This window comes from Devosia psychrophila (assembly GCF_000971275.1).
Taxonomy (GTDB): Bacteria; Pseudomonadota; Alphaproteobacteria; order Rhizobiales; family Devosiaceae; genus Devosia; species Devosia psychrophila.
On the sequence record NZ_LAPV01000148.1, the window covers coordinates 1 to 15,074 of the forward strand.

Annotated in this window: 16 protein-coding genes and 1 pseudogene; 4 read left to right on the top strand and 13 right to left on the bottom strand. The window is 60.6% G+C overall.

What is annotated here, in order from left to right:
* A partial coding sequence (locus WH91_RS16770; RefSeq protein ID WP_046172166.1) for a transposase occupies positions 1-212 on the bottom strand: 212 nt, incomplete at its 3' end.
* Here WH91_RS16770 and WH91_RS26200 point away from each other — a divergent pair.
* Positions 211-474, top strand: a pseudogene (locus tag WH91_RS26200) (tyrosine-type recombinase/integrase); the annotation flags it as partial. The gene WH91_RS16770 and the pseudogene WH91_RS26200 sit on opposite strands and share 2 nt — an antisense overlap.
* A gap of 259 nt (positions 475-733) precedes the next feature.
* Positions 734-1,384 carry an IS21-like element helper ATPase IstB gene (istB, locus tag WH91_RS16775; RefSeq protein WP_046172167.1) on the top strand — a complete coding sequence of 217 codons (651 nt, stop codon included), beginning with the start codon at positions 734-736 and terminating at the stop codon, positions 1,382-1,384.
* 96 nt (positions 1,385-1,480) lie between these two features.
* Here istB and WH91_RS16780 read toward each other — a convergent pair whose 3' ends face one another.
* From WH91_RS16780 to WH91_RS16830, 11 genes are all read right to left on the bottom strand, one after another.
* Positions 1,481-2,188, bottom strand: a complete 708-nt coding sequence (locus WH91_RS16780) for a GntR family transcriptional regulator (protein WP_046172168.1) — start codon at positions 2,186-2,188, stop codon at positions 1,481-1,483.
* Positions 2,189-2,199: 11 nt separating this feature from the next.
* Positions 2,200-3,075, bottom strand: a complete 876-nt coding sequence (locus WH91_RS16785) for an isocitrate lyase/PEP mutase family protein (RefSeq protein WP_046172169.1) — start codon at positions 3,073-3,075, stop codon at positions 2,200-2,202.
* A 4-nt stretch (positions 3,076-3,079) separates the two neighbouring features.
* On the bottom strand, positions 3,080-4,603 hold the full coding sequence (locus WH91_RS16790) for an MmgE/PrpD family protein (protein ID WP_046172170.1): 1,524 nt from the start codon (positions 4,601-4,603) through the stop codon (positions 3,080-3,082).
* 51 nt (positions 4,604-4,654) lie between these two features.
* Positions 4,655-6,142: a tripartite tricarboxylate transporter permease gene (locus WH91_RS16795; protein ID WP_046172171.1), complete on the bottom strand. Its 1,488-nt coding sequence runs from the start codon at positions 6,140-6,142 to the stop codon at positions 4,655-4,657.
* Complete coding sequence (locus WH91_RS16800; RefSeq protein WP_244542490.1) at positions 6,143-6,673, bottom strand: tripartite tricarboxylate transporter TctB family protein; 531 nt, start codon at positions 6,671-6,673, stop codon at positions 6,143-6,145.
* Positions 6,663-7,616, bottom strand: coding sequence for a Bug family tripartite tricarboxylate transporter substrate binding protein (locus tag WH91_RS16805; RefSeq protein ID WP_046172172.1), 954 nt, complete (start codon positions 7,614-7,616; stop codon positions 6,663-6,665). Before WH91_RS16805 ends, WH91_RS16800 begins: the two co-directional genes overlap by 11 nt.
* A gap of 403 nt (positions 7,617-8,019) precedes the next feature.
* On the bottom strand, positions 8,020-8,775 hold the full coding sequence (locus tag WH91_RS16810) for an ABC transporter transmembrane domain-containing protein (RefSeq protein ID WP_052952907.1): 756 nt from the start codon (positions 8,773-8,775) through the stop codon (positions 8,020-8,022).
* Positions 8,776-9,273: 498 nt separating this feature from the next.
* Complete coding sequence (locus tag WH91_RS26205) at positions 9,274-9,606, bottom strand: glyoxalase superfamily protein (RefSeq protein ID WP_428040662.1); 333 nt, start codon at positions 9,604-9,606, stop codon at positions 9,274-9,276.
* Positions 9,607-9,946: 340 nt separating this feature from the next.
* Positions 9,947-10,228 (bottom strand): heavy-metal-associated domain-containing protein, encoded by a 282-nt coding sequence (locus WH91_RS26210; protein WP_082102235.1) that lies wholly within the window; start codon positions 10,226-10,228, stop codon positions 9,947-9,949.
* A complete protein-coding gene (locus WH91_RS16825; protein WP_046172174.1) occupies positions 10,225-11,472 on the bottom strand; it encodes a L,D-transpeptidase family protein in 1,248 nt (415 codons plus the stop codon). Before WH91_RS16825 ends, WH91_RS26210 begins: the two co-directional genes overlap by 4 nt.
* A gap of 96 nt (positions 11,473-11,568) precedes the next feature.
* Positions 11,569-11,898, bottom strand: a complete 330-nt coding sequence (locus WH91_RS16830; protein WP_210165782.1) for a hypothetical protein — start codon at positions 11,896-11,898, stop codon at positions 11,569-11,571.
* 705 nt (positions 11,899-12,603) lie between these two features.
* Between WH91_RS16830 and motA the strand changes: the two genes are divergently transcribed.
* Positions 12,604-13,467 (top strand): flagellar motor stator protein MotA, encoded by an 864-nt coding sequence (motA, locus tag WH91_RS16835; RefSeq protein WP_046172176.1) that lies wholly within the window; start codon positions 12,604-12,606, stop codon positions 13,465-13,467.
* Between the two features lie 266 nt (positions 13,468-13,733).
* Here motA and WH91_RS16840 read toward each other — a convergent pair whose 3' ends face one another.
* Positions 13,734-14,432, bottom strand: a complete 699-nt coding sequence (locus WH91_RS16840) for a DUF930 domain-containing protein (protein ID WP_158409588.1) — start codon at positions 14,430-14,432, stop codon at positions 13,734-13,736.
* 81 nt (positions 14,433-14,513) lie between these two features.
* On the opposite strand from WH91_RS16840, the gene WH91_RS16845 reads away from it, so the two are divergent.
* Positions 14,514-15,074, top strand: a 561-nt coding sequence (locus WH91_RS16845; RefSeq protein ID WP_248305826.1) for a YHS domain-containing protein, incomplete at its 3' end; no start/stop codon positions are given.

Here is a 15,074-nt window from a genome sequence, read left to right on the forward strand (position 1 = left end):
GCCATATCTGTGGTCACGCCGGCGCGCTGGCCGCCATCGACCTCGGCCTTCTTGAGCCACTCATTGAGGGTATGGGCCGAGCAGCCAATCTTGCCGGCAACCGACACAACGGCCGCCCAGCGGGATGGATACTCTCCACCATGCTCTTGCACCATCCGCACTGCACGGGTGCGAACCTCACTCGAAAACTTGTTCGTCGTCTTGCTCGTCATGCTCCATCTTACTCAGGAGTTGGAGCCTCCGGCAAACCCGGCGCGGTTCAAAAAGGCCGGTGGCATTTTGCTTTTTTCTCGCAGCCCAGACTCATTGCGCGCAGATATCAAGAGAGCGGCCGAGCGCGCAAAGTTGCCGCTGACCATCAGCCCTTATTCGCTTCGTCATCGTTGTGCTGCCGACCTTAAAAATGCAGGTTGGTCAGCGGTCGATATAGCAAAGGCTATGGGGCATGCTTCGACACGAACTGGCGGGCGCTACACTAGAAAACAGTCTGGTGGAAGCGGCACCAGCAGCATGACACTGGTGTGGGCTTCTGGAGAGGTGAGGGAGCCTGGTAGGCTCGTACCGGAAAAGTCGCAGAAATTGTTCAGCGGGAGCCAGATTTGCCTTTTGCATAGCCCCGGTCCGCGCGCAAACGCCTGCGGCTTGGGCGGCCGCCTACGGCGCCAGCCCACTCAGCACCGCCCGCACCAGATGCTCTCGACCAAGCGGCGTCAAACGCGCCAGCTTCGACGAGATCACCGGCAAGAGCCTGGACCGACGCGATGACCTTTATCCGCTCATCGCCAGCCTGATCCGGGCCGAGCACACTCACCGCCAGGCCCGCTCAATCAGCTACCGGATTGCCGCCGCTAAGTTCCCGGTGCTCAAGGATCTGGACCAGTTCGTCTTCGCCGACACGCCGGTCGATGAGGATCGGGTGCGAGAACTGACGACGGGCGCTTTCCTCGACGCCAAGCGCAACACGATCTTCATCGGCGGGACCGGAACGGGCAAAACCCATTTGTGCATCGGCGTTGCCGCGGCGGTTATCCGTGCCCGGGCCAGGGGAAGGTTCTACAATCTGGTCGATCTGGTCAATCAACTGGAGCAGGAAAAGGCCGCCGGCCGCGGCGGTCGCCTGGCCGAGAAGCTGCTGCGTTACGACCTGATCATGATCGATGAGTTGGGTTATCTGCCGTTCAGTCAGCCCGGCGGCCAACTGCTGTTCCACCTGATCAGCAAGCTCTACGAAAACACCTCGCTGCTGATCACCACCAATCTGGCCTTCGCCGACTGGCCCCAGGTCTTCGGCGACGCCAAGATGACGACCGCCATGCTCGACCGTCTGATACCAAGTCTCACTGATGCTGACCCATTGCCCATTGGCGCGATCCAATTGACATGATGCGCCATGGCTGCTCGATGAGACGGTTCCAGGCGAAGCAGCAGTGATCGAGGATGTCGTCGTAGGATCATGCGGACGATAGCGACGCATAAAACGTCAGTCTTCTTGTTGATCGTTTCCGCTCGCCTCGAGGCCGGAGCGGGCAGATGCAACATGGCGGCGCATCAACAGTTCAGCAAGCTCCGGGTCGGCATCGGCGATAGCATCGACAATGCGCCCATGCTCGATCAGGGCACGTTGGGCACGGCCGGGCACAATGCGGTGCCGCATCCGGAACAGCCGGAAGAGCGTATAATATTCGCCGCACAGCAGATCGAACAGATGCTGGCTGCGGGCGATGCGGGCAATCATGAAATGGAAATCAGAATTGGCGGTAGCCTGCCAATAGAGCATGGCATTTGGCTCCGCGAGCGCCCTGGCGTGGGTGGCCAGCATGGCGCGCAGTTCGGCCACCTCATTCTTGGTCGCATTGCGAGCGGCCTCACGAGCCGCCAGGCCTTCAAGAACCTCGCGGATGCGAAACAGTTCGGCCGCCATGGTGCTGGTGGGTACGATGACGCGCACGCCCTGGCGCGGCAGACGGGTCACCAGCTTGCGCTCCTCCAGCCTGCGGATCGCTTCGCGCAGCGGGCCGCGGCTGACGCCGTAGCGGGTGGCCAGCCGAGGTTCGCTCAGTTTGCTGCCGGCAGCAAATTCCCCGGTGACGATGGCTTCGCTCAATCGATCGAACAAGGAGTCGGCGAGCGAGGTATTCTCGGCGTCGATGTCAGTTTCGTGGTCGAATTGAACGATCAGCTCACTCATAGGGACACCCTTCAGTAATTCGCGTAGCGGCGCTCCAATTCGTCGAACAGGGGCTTGTTGACCAGCCGCTGTCGCTCCTTGAAGCTGGCAACCGGGCCGGCCTCATCGAGGCTGCCATTGCTCTTGAGCTGGCCCAGCGCGGCCTGCATGCCATAAATGGCGCCCTGCAGGGCGACATTTGCGTAAAGCACCAGCGAAAAACCCATTTTGTCGAGTTCTTCAAGCGCCATGATCGGGGTGCGACCGCCGACGACCAGATTGATCAGTTGGGGCGTGCCCTTGATCTGGGCCGGGATGTTGCGGATTTCCTCGACGCTTTCGGGGGCCTCCACAAAGGTGATGTCCGCGCCGTCTTCGATAAAGGCCTGTGCCCGCTCGATGGCGGCGGCAAAGCCCTGTGTCGCGCGGGCATCGGTACGGGCAACGATCAACAGGTTGGGGTCCTGCCGCGCATCGACTGCCGCCTTGATGCGGCTGCGAGCCTCGCCCAGTTCTACGACATCCTTGCCAGAAAAGTGGCCGCAGCGCTTGGGATTGACCTGGTCCTCGAGCTGGACGGCGCTGGCGCCGGCGCGCTCCAGGGTGCGAATGGTGTGGCGCACATTGAGCGCGTTGCCGAAGCCGGTGTCAGCATCGACGATGATCGGCAGGTCCGTAGCGTCCCGCATGGTTGCGGTATGGTGGGCGATCTCCGGCAGGCTGACAAAGCCTAGGTCGGGCATGCCGAGGTAGGTATTGGTCAGGCCGGCGCCCGAAAGGTAAATCGCCTCAAACCCCAGATCGGCGATGATACGGGCGGCCAGCGCATTGGCAGCGCCGGGCATCAGCACGGCGCTGCCTTGTTGCAGGCGGGCGCGGAAGGCTTTGTTGATCTCGTGACTAAGCATGGGTCTAGTCCAATCCACGATCGAAAATGCCCTGCCCGGTGGGCTGGGATGGCTTGACGGCGCCCGAGGGGAGTTTGGGCAGAAGGCCATCGAGGGCGGTGGTGGGAAGGCTCGAGAAACCTTTGGCGGCGGCAAGGAAAGACTGGCGCTCGGTTTCACCCAGCATATCGCGCGTCAGGCTTTCGAACTTGGCGGCGTAATCGGGCCAGGCCCAGGGATGGGTGCCATTGGGATGGGCATCGGCCACGGCGCGTTCACCCACAATGGTGCGGCCATCGTTCATGGTGATGATGAGTTTGCCGCCAAAAGCGCGATTGTCGGGATTGGGATCGAGGTAACGACGGGTCCAGTCGACGTCCTCGATGGTGCGCACCTTATGCCAAAGGGCAATGGTGGATGGGGTACGGGCGCGGTCGCGGGTGTAGCTATCGACGTGGTGCCATTTGCCGTCTTCCAGCGCCACGGCCAGAATGTACATGATCGAATGATCGAGGGTTTCGCGGCTGGCTTCGGGATCGCTTTTTTGCGGATCGTTGGCGCCGGTGCCGATGACATTATGGGTGTGATGGCTGGTTTCGAGCAGGATATCCTTGACCTGGGACAAATCGTCGATCTGGCTTGACAGGGCGATGGCCATATCGATCAGGGCCTGCGCTTGGTATTCGGCCGAGTGCGCCTTGGTATAGGTTTCCAGAATGCCGCGCGGGCTTTCGCCATTGGCGGGCAGATAGACATCGTAGCGGCTTTCGGCGCCGCCCAGCATCCACGCAAGCACCGATTCCTCGCCCTCATAGATCGGGGAAGGCGAGGCTTCGCCGCGCATGGCGCGGTCGATGCACTCAATGGCGAGCTTGCCGGAAAAGCCGGGGACATAGGCTTTCCAGGAACTGATCTCGCCCTTGCGCGACTGGCGGGTGGAGAACGACAGGTGCACGGCCTGATTGACCGCCTGGAAAATGGTTTCCGCTGGCAGTCCAAGCATGGCGCCGATGCCGGCGGTGGTCGCGGGGCAAAGATGGGCGACATGGTCCTTTTTGTATTTGTGCAAAGAGATGGCTTTGACCAGCGCCACATGCACCTCATAGCTGACCGCGATGCCGCGTGCCAGCGCCGTGCCATCTAGCCCCATTTGCTGGGCAACGGCAATCATCGGGGAGATGGCGTCGCCGGGATGGGAATAGTCGGCAGCGAGGAACGTGTCATGGAAATCGAGTTCGCGCACGGCGGTGGCATTGGCCCAGGCGGCCCATTCGGCATCGACGCGGGTGGTGGCGGGCAGGCCGTAAAGGCTGGCGCCCTTTTTGCGCGGATGGGCCAGCGCCATGGCGCGGGCAGCGGCGACGGGTGCGCGATTGATGGCAGCTAGGCCGACGCTGGCGTTATCGACAATGCGACAGGCGATCATGTCGAGCACATCGGCATCGAGCGGGCCGCAATGGGCGGCAAAGCTGGCAATATGCCAAGCCAGTTGCTGCTCGCGCGGCAGATTGGCGGCGGAGGGATGAACCTGGATGGTGTATTTGTTCATTTGCAGAAAGACTTTCTTGAAACTTCAAGGAATAGGGCGTGACCGGAGGCGTCAGGCCGAGGCTTTGAGGCGCTTGAGCAGGATGGGCACCAGCAGGAACAGCATCGCGATGGTGAGCAGGATGGCCGAGAGCGGCGTGCTGACAAGAACGGCGGGATTGCCCTGCCCGGCAGCAAGCGCGGTGCGCAATTGCACCTCCGCCATGGGGCCGAGAATGAGCCCGATCAGGACCGGGGCGATGGGGAAGTCGTAAACGCGCATGACGTAACCGGCGAGGCCAATGACCACCATGCAAAGCAGATCGACCACTGAACCTGACACGCCCCAGATGCCGATGGTGGCGAACACCAGAATGCCGGCATACAGTTGAGGGCGGGGAATGGCGAGCAGCTTCACCCAGATGCCGGCCAGCGGCAAATTTAGTACCAGCAGCATGACGTTGCCCACATAGAGCGAGGCGATGAGGCCCCAGACCAGTTGCGGGTTGGAGGTGAACAGGAATGGACCCGGCTGCAGGCCATAATTCTGGAAGGCGGCGAGCAGCACGGCGGCGGTGGCCGACGTGGGCAGGCCCAACGTCAGCAGCGGAATCAGAATACCCGCTGCGGCGGCGTTGTTGGCCGCCTCCGGACCCGCGACGCCTTCGATGGCGCCATGGCCGAATTCCTCGGGGTGCTTGGAGAGTTTTCGCTCCAGCGTATAGGACAGCATGGTGGGAATTTCAGAGCCGCCGGCGGGCAAAGCGCCCATCGGGAAGCCAAGCGCGGTGCCGCGCAGCCAGGGTTTCCAGGAGCGTTTCCAATCCTCCTTGGTCATCCAGGCCTGACCCTTGATCGGAATCAGCGCATCCGAATTGGAGCGGTAGCGGCTGGCGACATAGAGGATTTCACCAACAGCAAAGAGCGACACCAGAACGACGGTCAGTTCCATGCCGTCGAGCAGCGCCGAGACGCCGAAAGTCAGGCGCGGCTGGCCGCTCATTTCGTCGATGCCAATCGTGCCCAGCGCCAGGCCAATGAACAAGGCAATGAAACCGCGGACGCGCGAGGTGCCCATGACCACAGCCATCGAGGTGAAGGCGAGAACGGTCAGTGCGAAATAATCGGCGGGACGGAAATAAAAGGCAATCTCGGCGACAGCCGGGGCGGCAAAGGTCAACAGAATAGTAGCGATGGTGCCGGCGACAAACGAGCCGATAGCGGCGGTGGCGAGCGCTGCGGCGCCGCGGCCGGAGCGGGCCATCTTGTTGCCCTCGAGCGCGGTCATCATCGAGCCGGCTTCCCCGGGCGTGTTGATCAGGATCGATGTGGTGGAACCGCCATACATGGCGCCATATAGAACGCCGGCAAACATGATGAAGGCCGAAGTGGGGGCGACGGTGATGGTTACGGGGAGCAACAGCGCGATGGTCAGCGCCGGCCCGATGCCGGGCAAAATGCCGATAGCGGTGCCCAGAATGGAGCCCAGCAGAGCATAGAACAGGTTCATGGGCTGCAGCGCGACGCCGAACCCATCCATCAGAAGCGAAAAGGTTTGCATTCAGAACCCCGCGATCGGCAGAAAACCGCCCAGTTGCAAGCCAAGCCGGGTGAACAGAACCCAGGCAACCACCCCGACAATGGCGCCATAAACAAGGTCCATCAGGGTTTTGCGCGAGCCGAACGATCGCGCCACCAGCGTGAAGGACAACATGGCGGTGATCGGCAGGCCGATGGCCTGCATGGTCAGCACCGGCACCAGGGCTGCGGCCAGGGCCGTGAAGAAGGCGGGCCAGTCGGATTTTTCAGAGCCGGACGCGTCTTCGGCGTCCTGGGCTTGGAACCGCTCGCCACGCGCGATCTGCACCATCAGGATCAGACCTAAAACGACAAGGCCAGCACCGGCGACGGTGACGAACAGGCCGGGGCCGATGCCGGCATAGCGGGCGCCCTGGGGCAGGCCAAAGGCCGCATAAAGGCACACGCAGCCCAGCGCAATGACGATGGCCGCCAGCCAGAAGGGACGGGGGGCGGCAATGCCGCCGCCTCCCGCCTGCGCCGTTACCGGCACGTCATGGAGATTATTGGGCAAGGCCCGCATCCTTCAGGATGGCGCCGATGCGGGCATTTTCATCGGCGATGAAGGTGCCAAATTCTGCGCCAGGCAGGAAGAACTGGTCCCAGCCCTGGGTTTTAAGAACAGTGGTCCATGCTGGACTGTCATTGAGCTGGGCGAAACGATCCACCCAGACGGCGTAGTTATCATCTGGCATGCCGGGGGCACCCAGAATGCCGCGCCAGTTGGCGACTTCGACATCGTAGCCGGCTTCCTTGAACGTCGGGACGTCCAGGCCTTCCTTGCGCTCGGCAGCGGTGACGCCGAGAATGCGGATGCGGCCCTGATCGGCGAACTGCTGGAATTCGGAAATGCCCGAAATGCCGGCAGCCAGCGTGCCGTTGACGACGCCGGTGACGGTTTCAGCGCCGCTGGCCTGGGGGATATAGTTAAGATCGACAACCGGAATGTCTGCGGCCTGCGCCAGCAAAGCCAGAGCGATGTGATCGACGCCACCAGCAGAACCGCCGCCGATGGCATTGGCGCCGGTATCGGCCTTGAGGCCGGCAACAAGTTCTTCAAGGGTTGTGTATGGCGAGTTTTCGGCAACCGCGATGACCAGATACTCAGCCGTCAAACGCGCTACGGGGCGGAAGTCAGCCAGATTGATCGGTGAGCTATTGAGGATGATCGAGCCAACGGTGATGGCACCGAATACCGCCAGCGCATCGGCCTTGCCGGTCTGGGCGCCCTGGAATTCGGCGAGACCGATCGTGCCCCCGGCCCCGCCGGTATTGGTGAAGTTCACGCCTTCGGTAAAAATGCCGGCGTCATTGAGGGCCTGGAAGGCCTGACGGCCCGTGCCGTCCCAGCCGCCGCCGGGATTGGCGGGCAGCATGACATTGACCTGGGCATGGGCCGCACCCGACGCGAGCGACGCGATGACAGCGAGCGGCAGCAGAGCTTTTCTGAAACGCATTGGTTCCTCCTTGAGATGCGATCCGTCAGCACGCTTGTGCGTATTATGTCGACAGAAACGTACGCAAATAGTCATCATACCTGGATTATGATGTCAATAACTCAGAACATGCTGACACATTTGGTTTCGACAGCACGTCGGCGTGTAATTGGGGCTCTGAAGTTTCGCGATGGTCATGGGTCTCCGCCTGCCACATGCGGGCGAATGGCAGGAAGTTTGAATAAGGATTGGGCGAATTGCTGGATTGCCTGGCCCATCATCTGGAACGGCAAGTTAAGCTGAAGGACGAGCGTGTTGAACAGGACCAGATCGCCCACCGTTAAGTCACCGCTGATTACGCGAGGGACCAGCAGCCACAGAGTGATGGCGAATTGCGCGGCGAGCGCGAGGCCAAAGATGAGGCTTAGCGCACCTGGGTCGTTGCATACCGGCTGAAGGCTTCAAGAACCGTGCGCTCCCGGTCGGTGAACTTGCCGATCATCCAGCGGTCAGACTGGAATTGGCGCAGGGTATCCATTGAGGAAATGGCATTGCCGATAAAGCGCGAGCTGGCCTGAGATTGCTCCACAGCCTTGTCCAGATGGGGCCGGGTTATCGTCGCCGCCCGCGTCACAAGCGCAATAGAGATTACGCCATAGCCAAGGACGATAAGCGCTATGTCGAGACTGAGCACGGTTCCGAGCAGACCCAGCGCGAGGATGAGTTGGGCTATGCTGGGGAGCACACCCGCTAAGGCAAATTGCACGACGACATTGAGGGCGCTAGCGCCCTTCTGCTGGGCGCTTTCGATCTCGGCCGGGTTATGGTCGAGGAAGAAGGACGACGTCTTTTCAACCAGCTTGGCGAAGAACGAAGTCGAGGTAACAAAGTTGAGCCTCTCCGACGTCAGGAACGTCAGAAAGCTCGACATGCGCTGCAGCGTGTAGGCGGCGCCCATCAGCGCTGCGTAGGCCATAAATGCCCAGATGAGGCCGGTGGGCACCGACGCAGGGCTGAGCTGATCGATCAGACGAGAGAACAGATTGGGTGCCGCAATGCTGGCGAACGTTCCCAGGATCGTGGTCGCGAGCACCGCAAACAGCACCAGTTTAGCGGTCTTGAGATAGTTGGAGAGAATAGCTCTCAGCGGTGGGGCAATCAGGGCCAGATCAAACGTCACGCAGTTTCCTCTCCGGGTGATCAAGTCAACGAAATGGACTTGCAGCCTTCCGATTTGTCGCGGCCGAAACGCCGCGGTGGGAGCAGCGGCGATGAATTCGCACTCCGCATTGTCAATTCGCGGTCGTTTCACCGAAGTCGAGGTTGGTCGGGCGAGGAAGCACCGGCCCTTTGCGGCTATTGGTTGGCACGCTGGTATCGACCTCGTTCAGGCTGAACCTGCGCGACCAGCACTTACCTGCGCCCTTCAGGAAGAAGCCATAGTGCAGGCTGATCGCGTCAGCTGTTATGTCGGACACCACCGATCTCTCACTCCAGCTCTGTGTTCCGACCAAGGGCCCTTCGGGTCGGCGCAGCTCAAGGTTGTCAAACATAAGCGTCCCGCTGGCACCATCGACCCGGAACCAGATGGTGGCGCCAGTGCCAGCATTCCCGGTCCTCAATTCACCGGCGAGTCGAATCCGTTTGCCCTTGAATGGCTCTGCGTCGACGCTCTGCATCACGGCGCAGAAGTCATCGCCTCGGATTTCGTGCAGCAGTTCTGGCTTGGCAGCGATGAGAACGGTCGAGCCATTCTCCTGATCGATGCCGGTGTCGTAGAGCTGGGGCTTTTGCCTGCCTTGAACCAGCCGTCCGGTAGCGTGTCAAAGCCGGGACTTGCACGCTCGATTTTGGCGCTCAACATGTTCCAGTTGGCCATGCCAAATTGCCAGGCAATCAGTTCGAGGCTGTCACTATGAGCAATCTCGATGTTGCGCTCGGCCGAGGCCTGCCGCAGTAATGAGCTTTGCGTCCATGAAACTATGCATGGGTTCGATCCTTCTCTGGGCAGTAGAAAAAATCAGCGCTCGCATTGCTGACGGCCTGCCCAAAAATTGCGGGTCAAACCTGGACTTTATGCATTCACCATTCCCATATGGGCGCGAGCGGCGGGCTGCATAGGTCACTGAGCAAGGCTAAAGTGTTAGTGGAGTTTGTCAACCAATTGGGGTCGCTTGCCGACTGCTTACAATTGGGTTGGATTGCTAAAAGGCAGCTTCTGGAAACGCGATGGCGGAAGCGGACGCCTTAAGCTCCTAAGCCCCCGAAGTTCCATTGCACATATTATGCGCATCCATCCAAATCCTGCTTTGGGCCAATTTCAGGCGACCGTGTTGAGACACAGGTGGCTGTTAGCGCTGGTCACTGTCTCGTTCCCGGCATGGGCAACTCACAGCGCCACCAAGGGGATCCGTTCGCGTGCCATCGACGTCGTAGCCCAAACCAGCTAAAGCAGTGATCACTCGTTCCCTTTCGAAATCTGGACCCGGGGTTATTGTCATGGTCCCGCCGCTCAGGGAAACCCCAACATAGAGTATGCCTGGCAGACGCATAACGGCGTTCTCAATGGCCGGCACGCAGCCGGGGCAGCCGAGTCCCGCCACCGCAAACGTCAGTTTGGCCGAACTCGTCATGTCTCAAAACTCACCTTGCCGGCCATGTCGAGCTCGTAGACGTCGTCACGGAAGCTGACCACCCCATTCCTGTTCGCCCAAGCTGAGATGTAGGTGGTGTGTAGCTCGACGGGATTGCGCACATCGACGTCCTTGCGCTCGCCCGTTGCGAAGACGCCGGCGATCTCGCCTTGCCCCCAGTCACCATTGTCGCGCAACACCCAAGCGACGAAATCTTGCACCTGATCGACACGGACGCAGCCGGACGAATAGAAGCGCGCATTCTCGCCGAACAGCCCCTTGGTCGGAGTGTCGTGCAGATAAACAGCGTGGGGGTTGTTGAAGTTGATCTTCACGTTCCCCATGGAATTCTGCGGCCCCGGGTCTTGGCGGAAGCTGTAGTTGACCGCTTCCTCGGTCTGCCAGTTGATGTCAGTGGACAGCCGCTCTTGGCCACTACCGTCGTAGATCCGTATCCGCTGCTCGGTGAGATAATTCGGGTTCTCGTTCATGTACTTGATGAGATCCCGGCGGATGATGGATACCGGCACGTTCCAGAACGGGTTGAAATTGATCTGATGGATGCGGCTCTTGAGGATGGGCGTCTGCCGGTCGATGCGGCCAACCACTGCCGTGTGCCGGCGTTGGACCGTGCCGCCCTCTACCGTTTCGATAAAGGCTGCCGGGATATTGACGACGACGTAGCGGTCCGCAAGTGCCGGCGCCATGGCCTGTACCCGCAACAGGTTGAGCCTGAGTTGGTGCAGCCTGGTCTCCGCCGGCACGTTGAGCGCGTACCACGTGGCCTCATCGACCTGGCCATTGACCTGCAGGCCATGGCGCGCCTGGAATCGGCGCAGGGCCGCATCGGTCGGTGCATCGAATGCCTGGTCCACGTTTTCGACCATAGGCATGTCGACCGAGGCGAGCAGGCGACGCTTGAGCTGGACTACGCCATCGCGCGAAGCGCCCATGGTCACCCCGTATGTCTCCTGCGGCACCTGCTCCCATCCGCCGTGAGCCACGAACGGCTCATACTGGGCGATCGCCATCTGCAGGTTGTTGACGGTGTCGTAACTGAGGATGGGCTCGACCGTATCGATGGCCTGGATGGCGGCAGCGCTATTGGCTTCGCGCTCGGCGTCGCTCAGCGACGGGCTCTGGTTCATCATGTCCCAGAGCGATTGGGCCCGGGCGCTCTGCATCATGGGTAGCGTGGCCGCGGCGCCTATGGGCAGCAGCCGAAGGAAATCTCTTCTCTTCATGGTTCAATCCAATGCTTCGGTTTCGATCTGAAGCAGGCAAGCGCCTGCGGTGACGAGACTCCGGGGCCACCTTGGGCGGCCACTTTGTCATCGGCGTCAGATCGCGCGCGGAGGACGGTAGAGCTTGGATGGAATGTTGAAGATCGTCGGGTCGAAACGATCCACGACTCCATGAACCGGACAGCTATAGCCTTCCGTGGCCGCCGTGCAGATCGGTGCCGCCAAGCCGACCGACATCGAGCAGCAACTTACGGAGTGCATGGGGTGATCAGCGGCGCAATCTGCGTGGTGCGCATCGACATGGATCGTCGCGGTTGCAAGTTCGGGATACTGGGCGGCAGCGCTCGGCTGATGCAGTGCAAGCATCAGCGCGATCGCAGCGAACGCGACGAATAGAAGTCTAAGATCGAGTTTGATGGCCACCATGATCCTTTCGACTTCGTGGACGACCCCATCGCCGAGCATCTGTATTCTACCGATGAATCCGGCGATAATGGGATGCTTGGAAGAAGATCGCCATGTTGCGACTTGAGCCGACAGACTTCGTTAACCATCGGAATGCGACCATCCGCTTATGACCCGGTATGCGCCTCGCCGCGATTCCCTGCCCCTGCTCATCTCCGTACTGGCGATTGTCCTAGTTATGCTCGCTCCTTCACACGGCTTGCAAAGCTCCCCAAAGAGCCGGGCGGTGATCGTAGTGGAACACATCCATACGACGAATGGGGTTACCGGAGCGTCTCACCTCCATCGAAACTCGTCGCCGCACGACCACTCCCATGCGATCCTCGATCTGCAGGTCGCACCGAGCGCTGTGCCGCTGTGGGCAGGTTTGGAACAGTCCGGTTCCGAAAATGCCGGAATACCCTTTGACTTGACCCGAGCGCCGGACCAGCCACCCAAGGCCTGACCAGCAAGGCCGAGCGGTCTACGCTCTCCTTACCCTGTCATTCCGCCGCCTCGAAAGGCGGCCACTTCGGGTCGTTCCATCATGAAATCATCAGTCTTCACCCCATCAGGGGTGACGAGCGCGCGCTCGTCCCTGCGCAATCAGACCATCCGCCGCAGCCCCTGCGGTTCCATCACCGGTCGCGCCGTCCGGGCCAACGGCCAGCCACCTTGGGGGGCGTCATGCGGTTGATCATCGGAAGCCTTACCGTGCTGGTATGCGTGTTCGGCGGCTACATGGCTCTCGGTGGCAACATCGTCGTACTCTGGCAGCCGTTCGAATTCGTCATCATCCTCGGTGCGGCCGCGGGCGCCTTCATCATCGGCAACACGAAGCCAATATTGACCGGCACCATCGGCACGTTCGGCATCATGCTCAGGGGACCTCGATACAGCAAAGCCGACTTCGTCGAACTGCTCGGCATGCAGTATGCCATGTACAAGCTGGTGCAGTCCAAGGGCGTACTGGCACTCGAGCAGCACATCGAGAACCCCAAGGTCTCGACGCTCTTCAATGCTTTCCCGAGTTTCGCAAAGAACCACCACGCTGTGGAATTCGTGTGCGACTACATGCGGATGGTGACGTTGGGCTCAAACAATGTCCACGAGATGGAAGCGCTCATGGACGAGGAATTGGAAACCCATCACCAAGAGCAGGAAAGGCTTATCCACGCCATCCAATCATTGGCGGACGGGACACCGGCGCTGGGCATCGTCGCGGCGGTCCTCGGGGTCATCAAGACGATGGGGTCCATAAGCGAGCCACCCGAGGTCCTGGGGCACATGATCGGCGGAGCCCTTGTGGGAACCTTCTTTGGCGTGTTCGTAGCCTACGGCTTTTTCGCGCCGATGGGTCAGTCCCTCCGCAACATCTACGAGGCCGAGTCAAAATACTTCCTGTCCCTCAAGGCCGGCCTGATCGCCCACATATCAGGACAACCCCCTGTCATGGCCGTCGAGTTCGCCCGAAAATCCCTCATGAGCGAGGTGAGACCTACCTTCATGGAAATCGAGGCGGCAACGCAGAACCTTCCCGCAACTGCGTGACAAATCGGAGGGGTCGGCCTTCCGATCCCTCTGTCAAATCGTCAGCAATCGTGGCTTGTTGAGGTCATCGAATGGAACCTACCTCCCCACTGAGAGGCACGTTGGCCCGGTCGTCGCCCATGAACTGGCTACATCCGTTCAACACCAAGGCGATGACCACGATTGAAACGGCCTGGAGAAGTCGAATGGGAACGGAAAACCCGCGGTTCGCTTATCGGCAAACATAGGCGCGGAGACGTTAGCAGTTTGTATCTCGGCCGCTGAACCTAATCGTCGTCGAAGTCCTCGGGGATCAGTTCATGCTCTTCCCAGAGCTCTCGGGGTACCTCGTCGCCCAGGTCGAAAGTGAACTCAACCACGCTCTCCAGGTCGGGTCCCGGCGTGCACTCGAAGGTAACGTAGAACCACTTGCGAGCCGCGCGATAGGCGCCGAGCGGTGCCGATAGCTTGCCGTTCGAGATTTCGGTTTCCTCGAAGGCCGACGTGTCGAGGGAGTCGGGAAAACGGCCGGCATTGGCTATCCTGATTTGCTCGAGAGCTTCGATATTGCACAGCTGGACGATCCGCTCATCGGGTGCGAGCAGGGGCAGTGTCTCGCGAACTTGCGCGTTCTCTGGCCGCCGCAACAAGTCGGACGCGTAGAATTCGGTCGCCTCCAGCATTGCCGGTGCGGCAGGCTCCATCGGAGTCGCAGCAGCCGTTGGCGTTGCAGGGGCAGAATCTGGCGACGGCGGGGGTGCCGGAGTTGCGGTTGACGCTGCCGCCATGTCCTCTGGCGACATCCTTGGCTCGGCGTTCGGAACCGGCTCATCCATTGGTGTCACCGGCGTCGCCGCCGGGCGCGGTGCAACGAGTTGCACCTCAATGACATTGATCGGGGGCGCTTGAAGGTGGTCAGAACGCCACAGCATAAAGACAAGGATCAACACGCCGCAATGAGCGACCAATGAGATGATCGGCGCCACGCCCATGCCGCCGGGGATCAACCCGCTCAATGCGGCCCATTTCAGAGGGTTTCTACTCACGGGATAGCGAGAAGGTCTGGCATGAAATCATCCGCCTCCCTGCTCGCCGGCTCTTTCTTCAAAAGCGCTATTGACCTTGCCGCCGTGGGAGGGTGCACACTTAGAACACAGGAGATCATCATGTCCGCTCAAAACACGCGCGACGATCGTGCCCATCACCACTCGCCTCATCACCATGATCAAGACGGTGCTTCTAAGGCCGTAGCTGAAGATCTTATGGTTAAGGACCCTGTTTGCGGCATGTCGGTGAATCCGTCGAAGGCCGAACACAAGGCCACCTTCGGCGGCAAGACCTACTACTTTTGCTCGAAAGGATGCCTTTCCAAGTTCATGGTGAACCCCGAGAGTTATGTGATTGCTGCCGACCCGAAGCCCGCCGAAGCGCCGGCCGGCACCATCTGGACCTGCCCGATGCATCCGGAAATCCGCCGGGACGCGCCGGGATCGTGTCCGATATGTGGCATGGCTCTCGAGCCCGAGATGCCGTCAGCCGATTCAGCGCCAAGTCCCGAACTCGTGGACATGACGAGACGGTTTTGGATCGGCTCCGCTCTGGCGGTGCCGGTGTTCGTGCTCGAAATG

What these genes read in the sequence shown, in the direction of transcription:
- WH91_RS16780 (WP_046172168.1), bottom strand. Translation starts at nt 2,188, where the DNA reads ATGAGTGAGCTGATCGTTCAATTCGACCACGAAACTGACATCGACGCC.
- WH91_RS16785 (WP_046172169.1), bottom strand. Translation starts at nt 3,075, where the DNA reads ATGCTTAGTCACGAGATCAACAAAGCCTTCCGCGCCCGCCTGCAACAA.
- WH91_RS16790 (WP_046172170.1), bottom strand. Translation starts at nt 4,603, where the DNA reads ATGAACAAATACACCATCCAGGTTCATCCCTCCGCCGCCAATCTGCCG.
- WH91_RS16795 (WP_046172171.1), bottom strand. Translation starts at nt 6,142, where the DNA reads ATGCAAACCTTTTCGCTTCTGATGGATGGGTTCGGCGTCGCGCTGCAG.
- WH91_RS16805 (WP_046172172.1), bottom strand. Translation starts at nt 7,616, where the DNA reads ATGCGTTTCAGAAAAGCTCTGCTGCCGCTCGCTGTCATCGCGTCGCTC.
- WH91_RS26210 (WP_082102235.1), bottom strand. Translation starts at nt 10,228, where the DNA reads ATGACGAGTTCGGCCAAACTGACGTTTGCGGTGGCGGGACTCGGCTGC.
- WH91_RS16825 (WP_046172174.1), bottom strand. Translation starts at nt 11,472, where the DNA reads ATGAAGAGAAGAGATTTCCTTCGGCTGCTGCCCATAGGCGCCGCGGCC.
- WH91_RS16830 (WP_210165782.1), bottom strand. Translation starts at nt 11,898, where the DNA reads ATGGTGGCCATCAAACTCGATCTTAGACTTCTATTCGTCGCGTTCGCT.
- motA (WP_046172176.1), top strand. Translation starts at nt 12,604, where the DNA reads ATGCGGTTGATCATCGGAAGCCTTACCGTGCTGGTATGCGTGTTCGGC.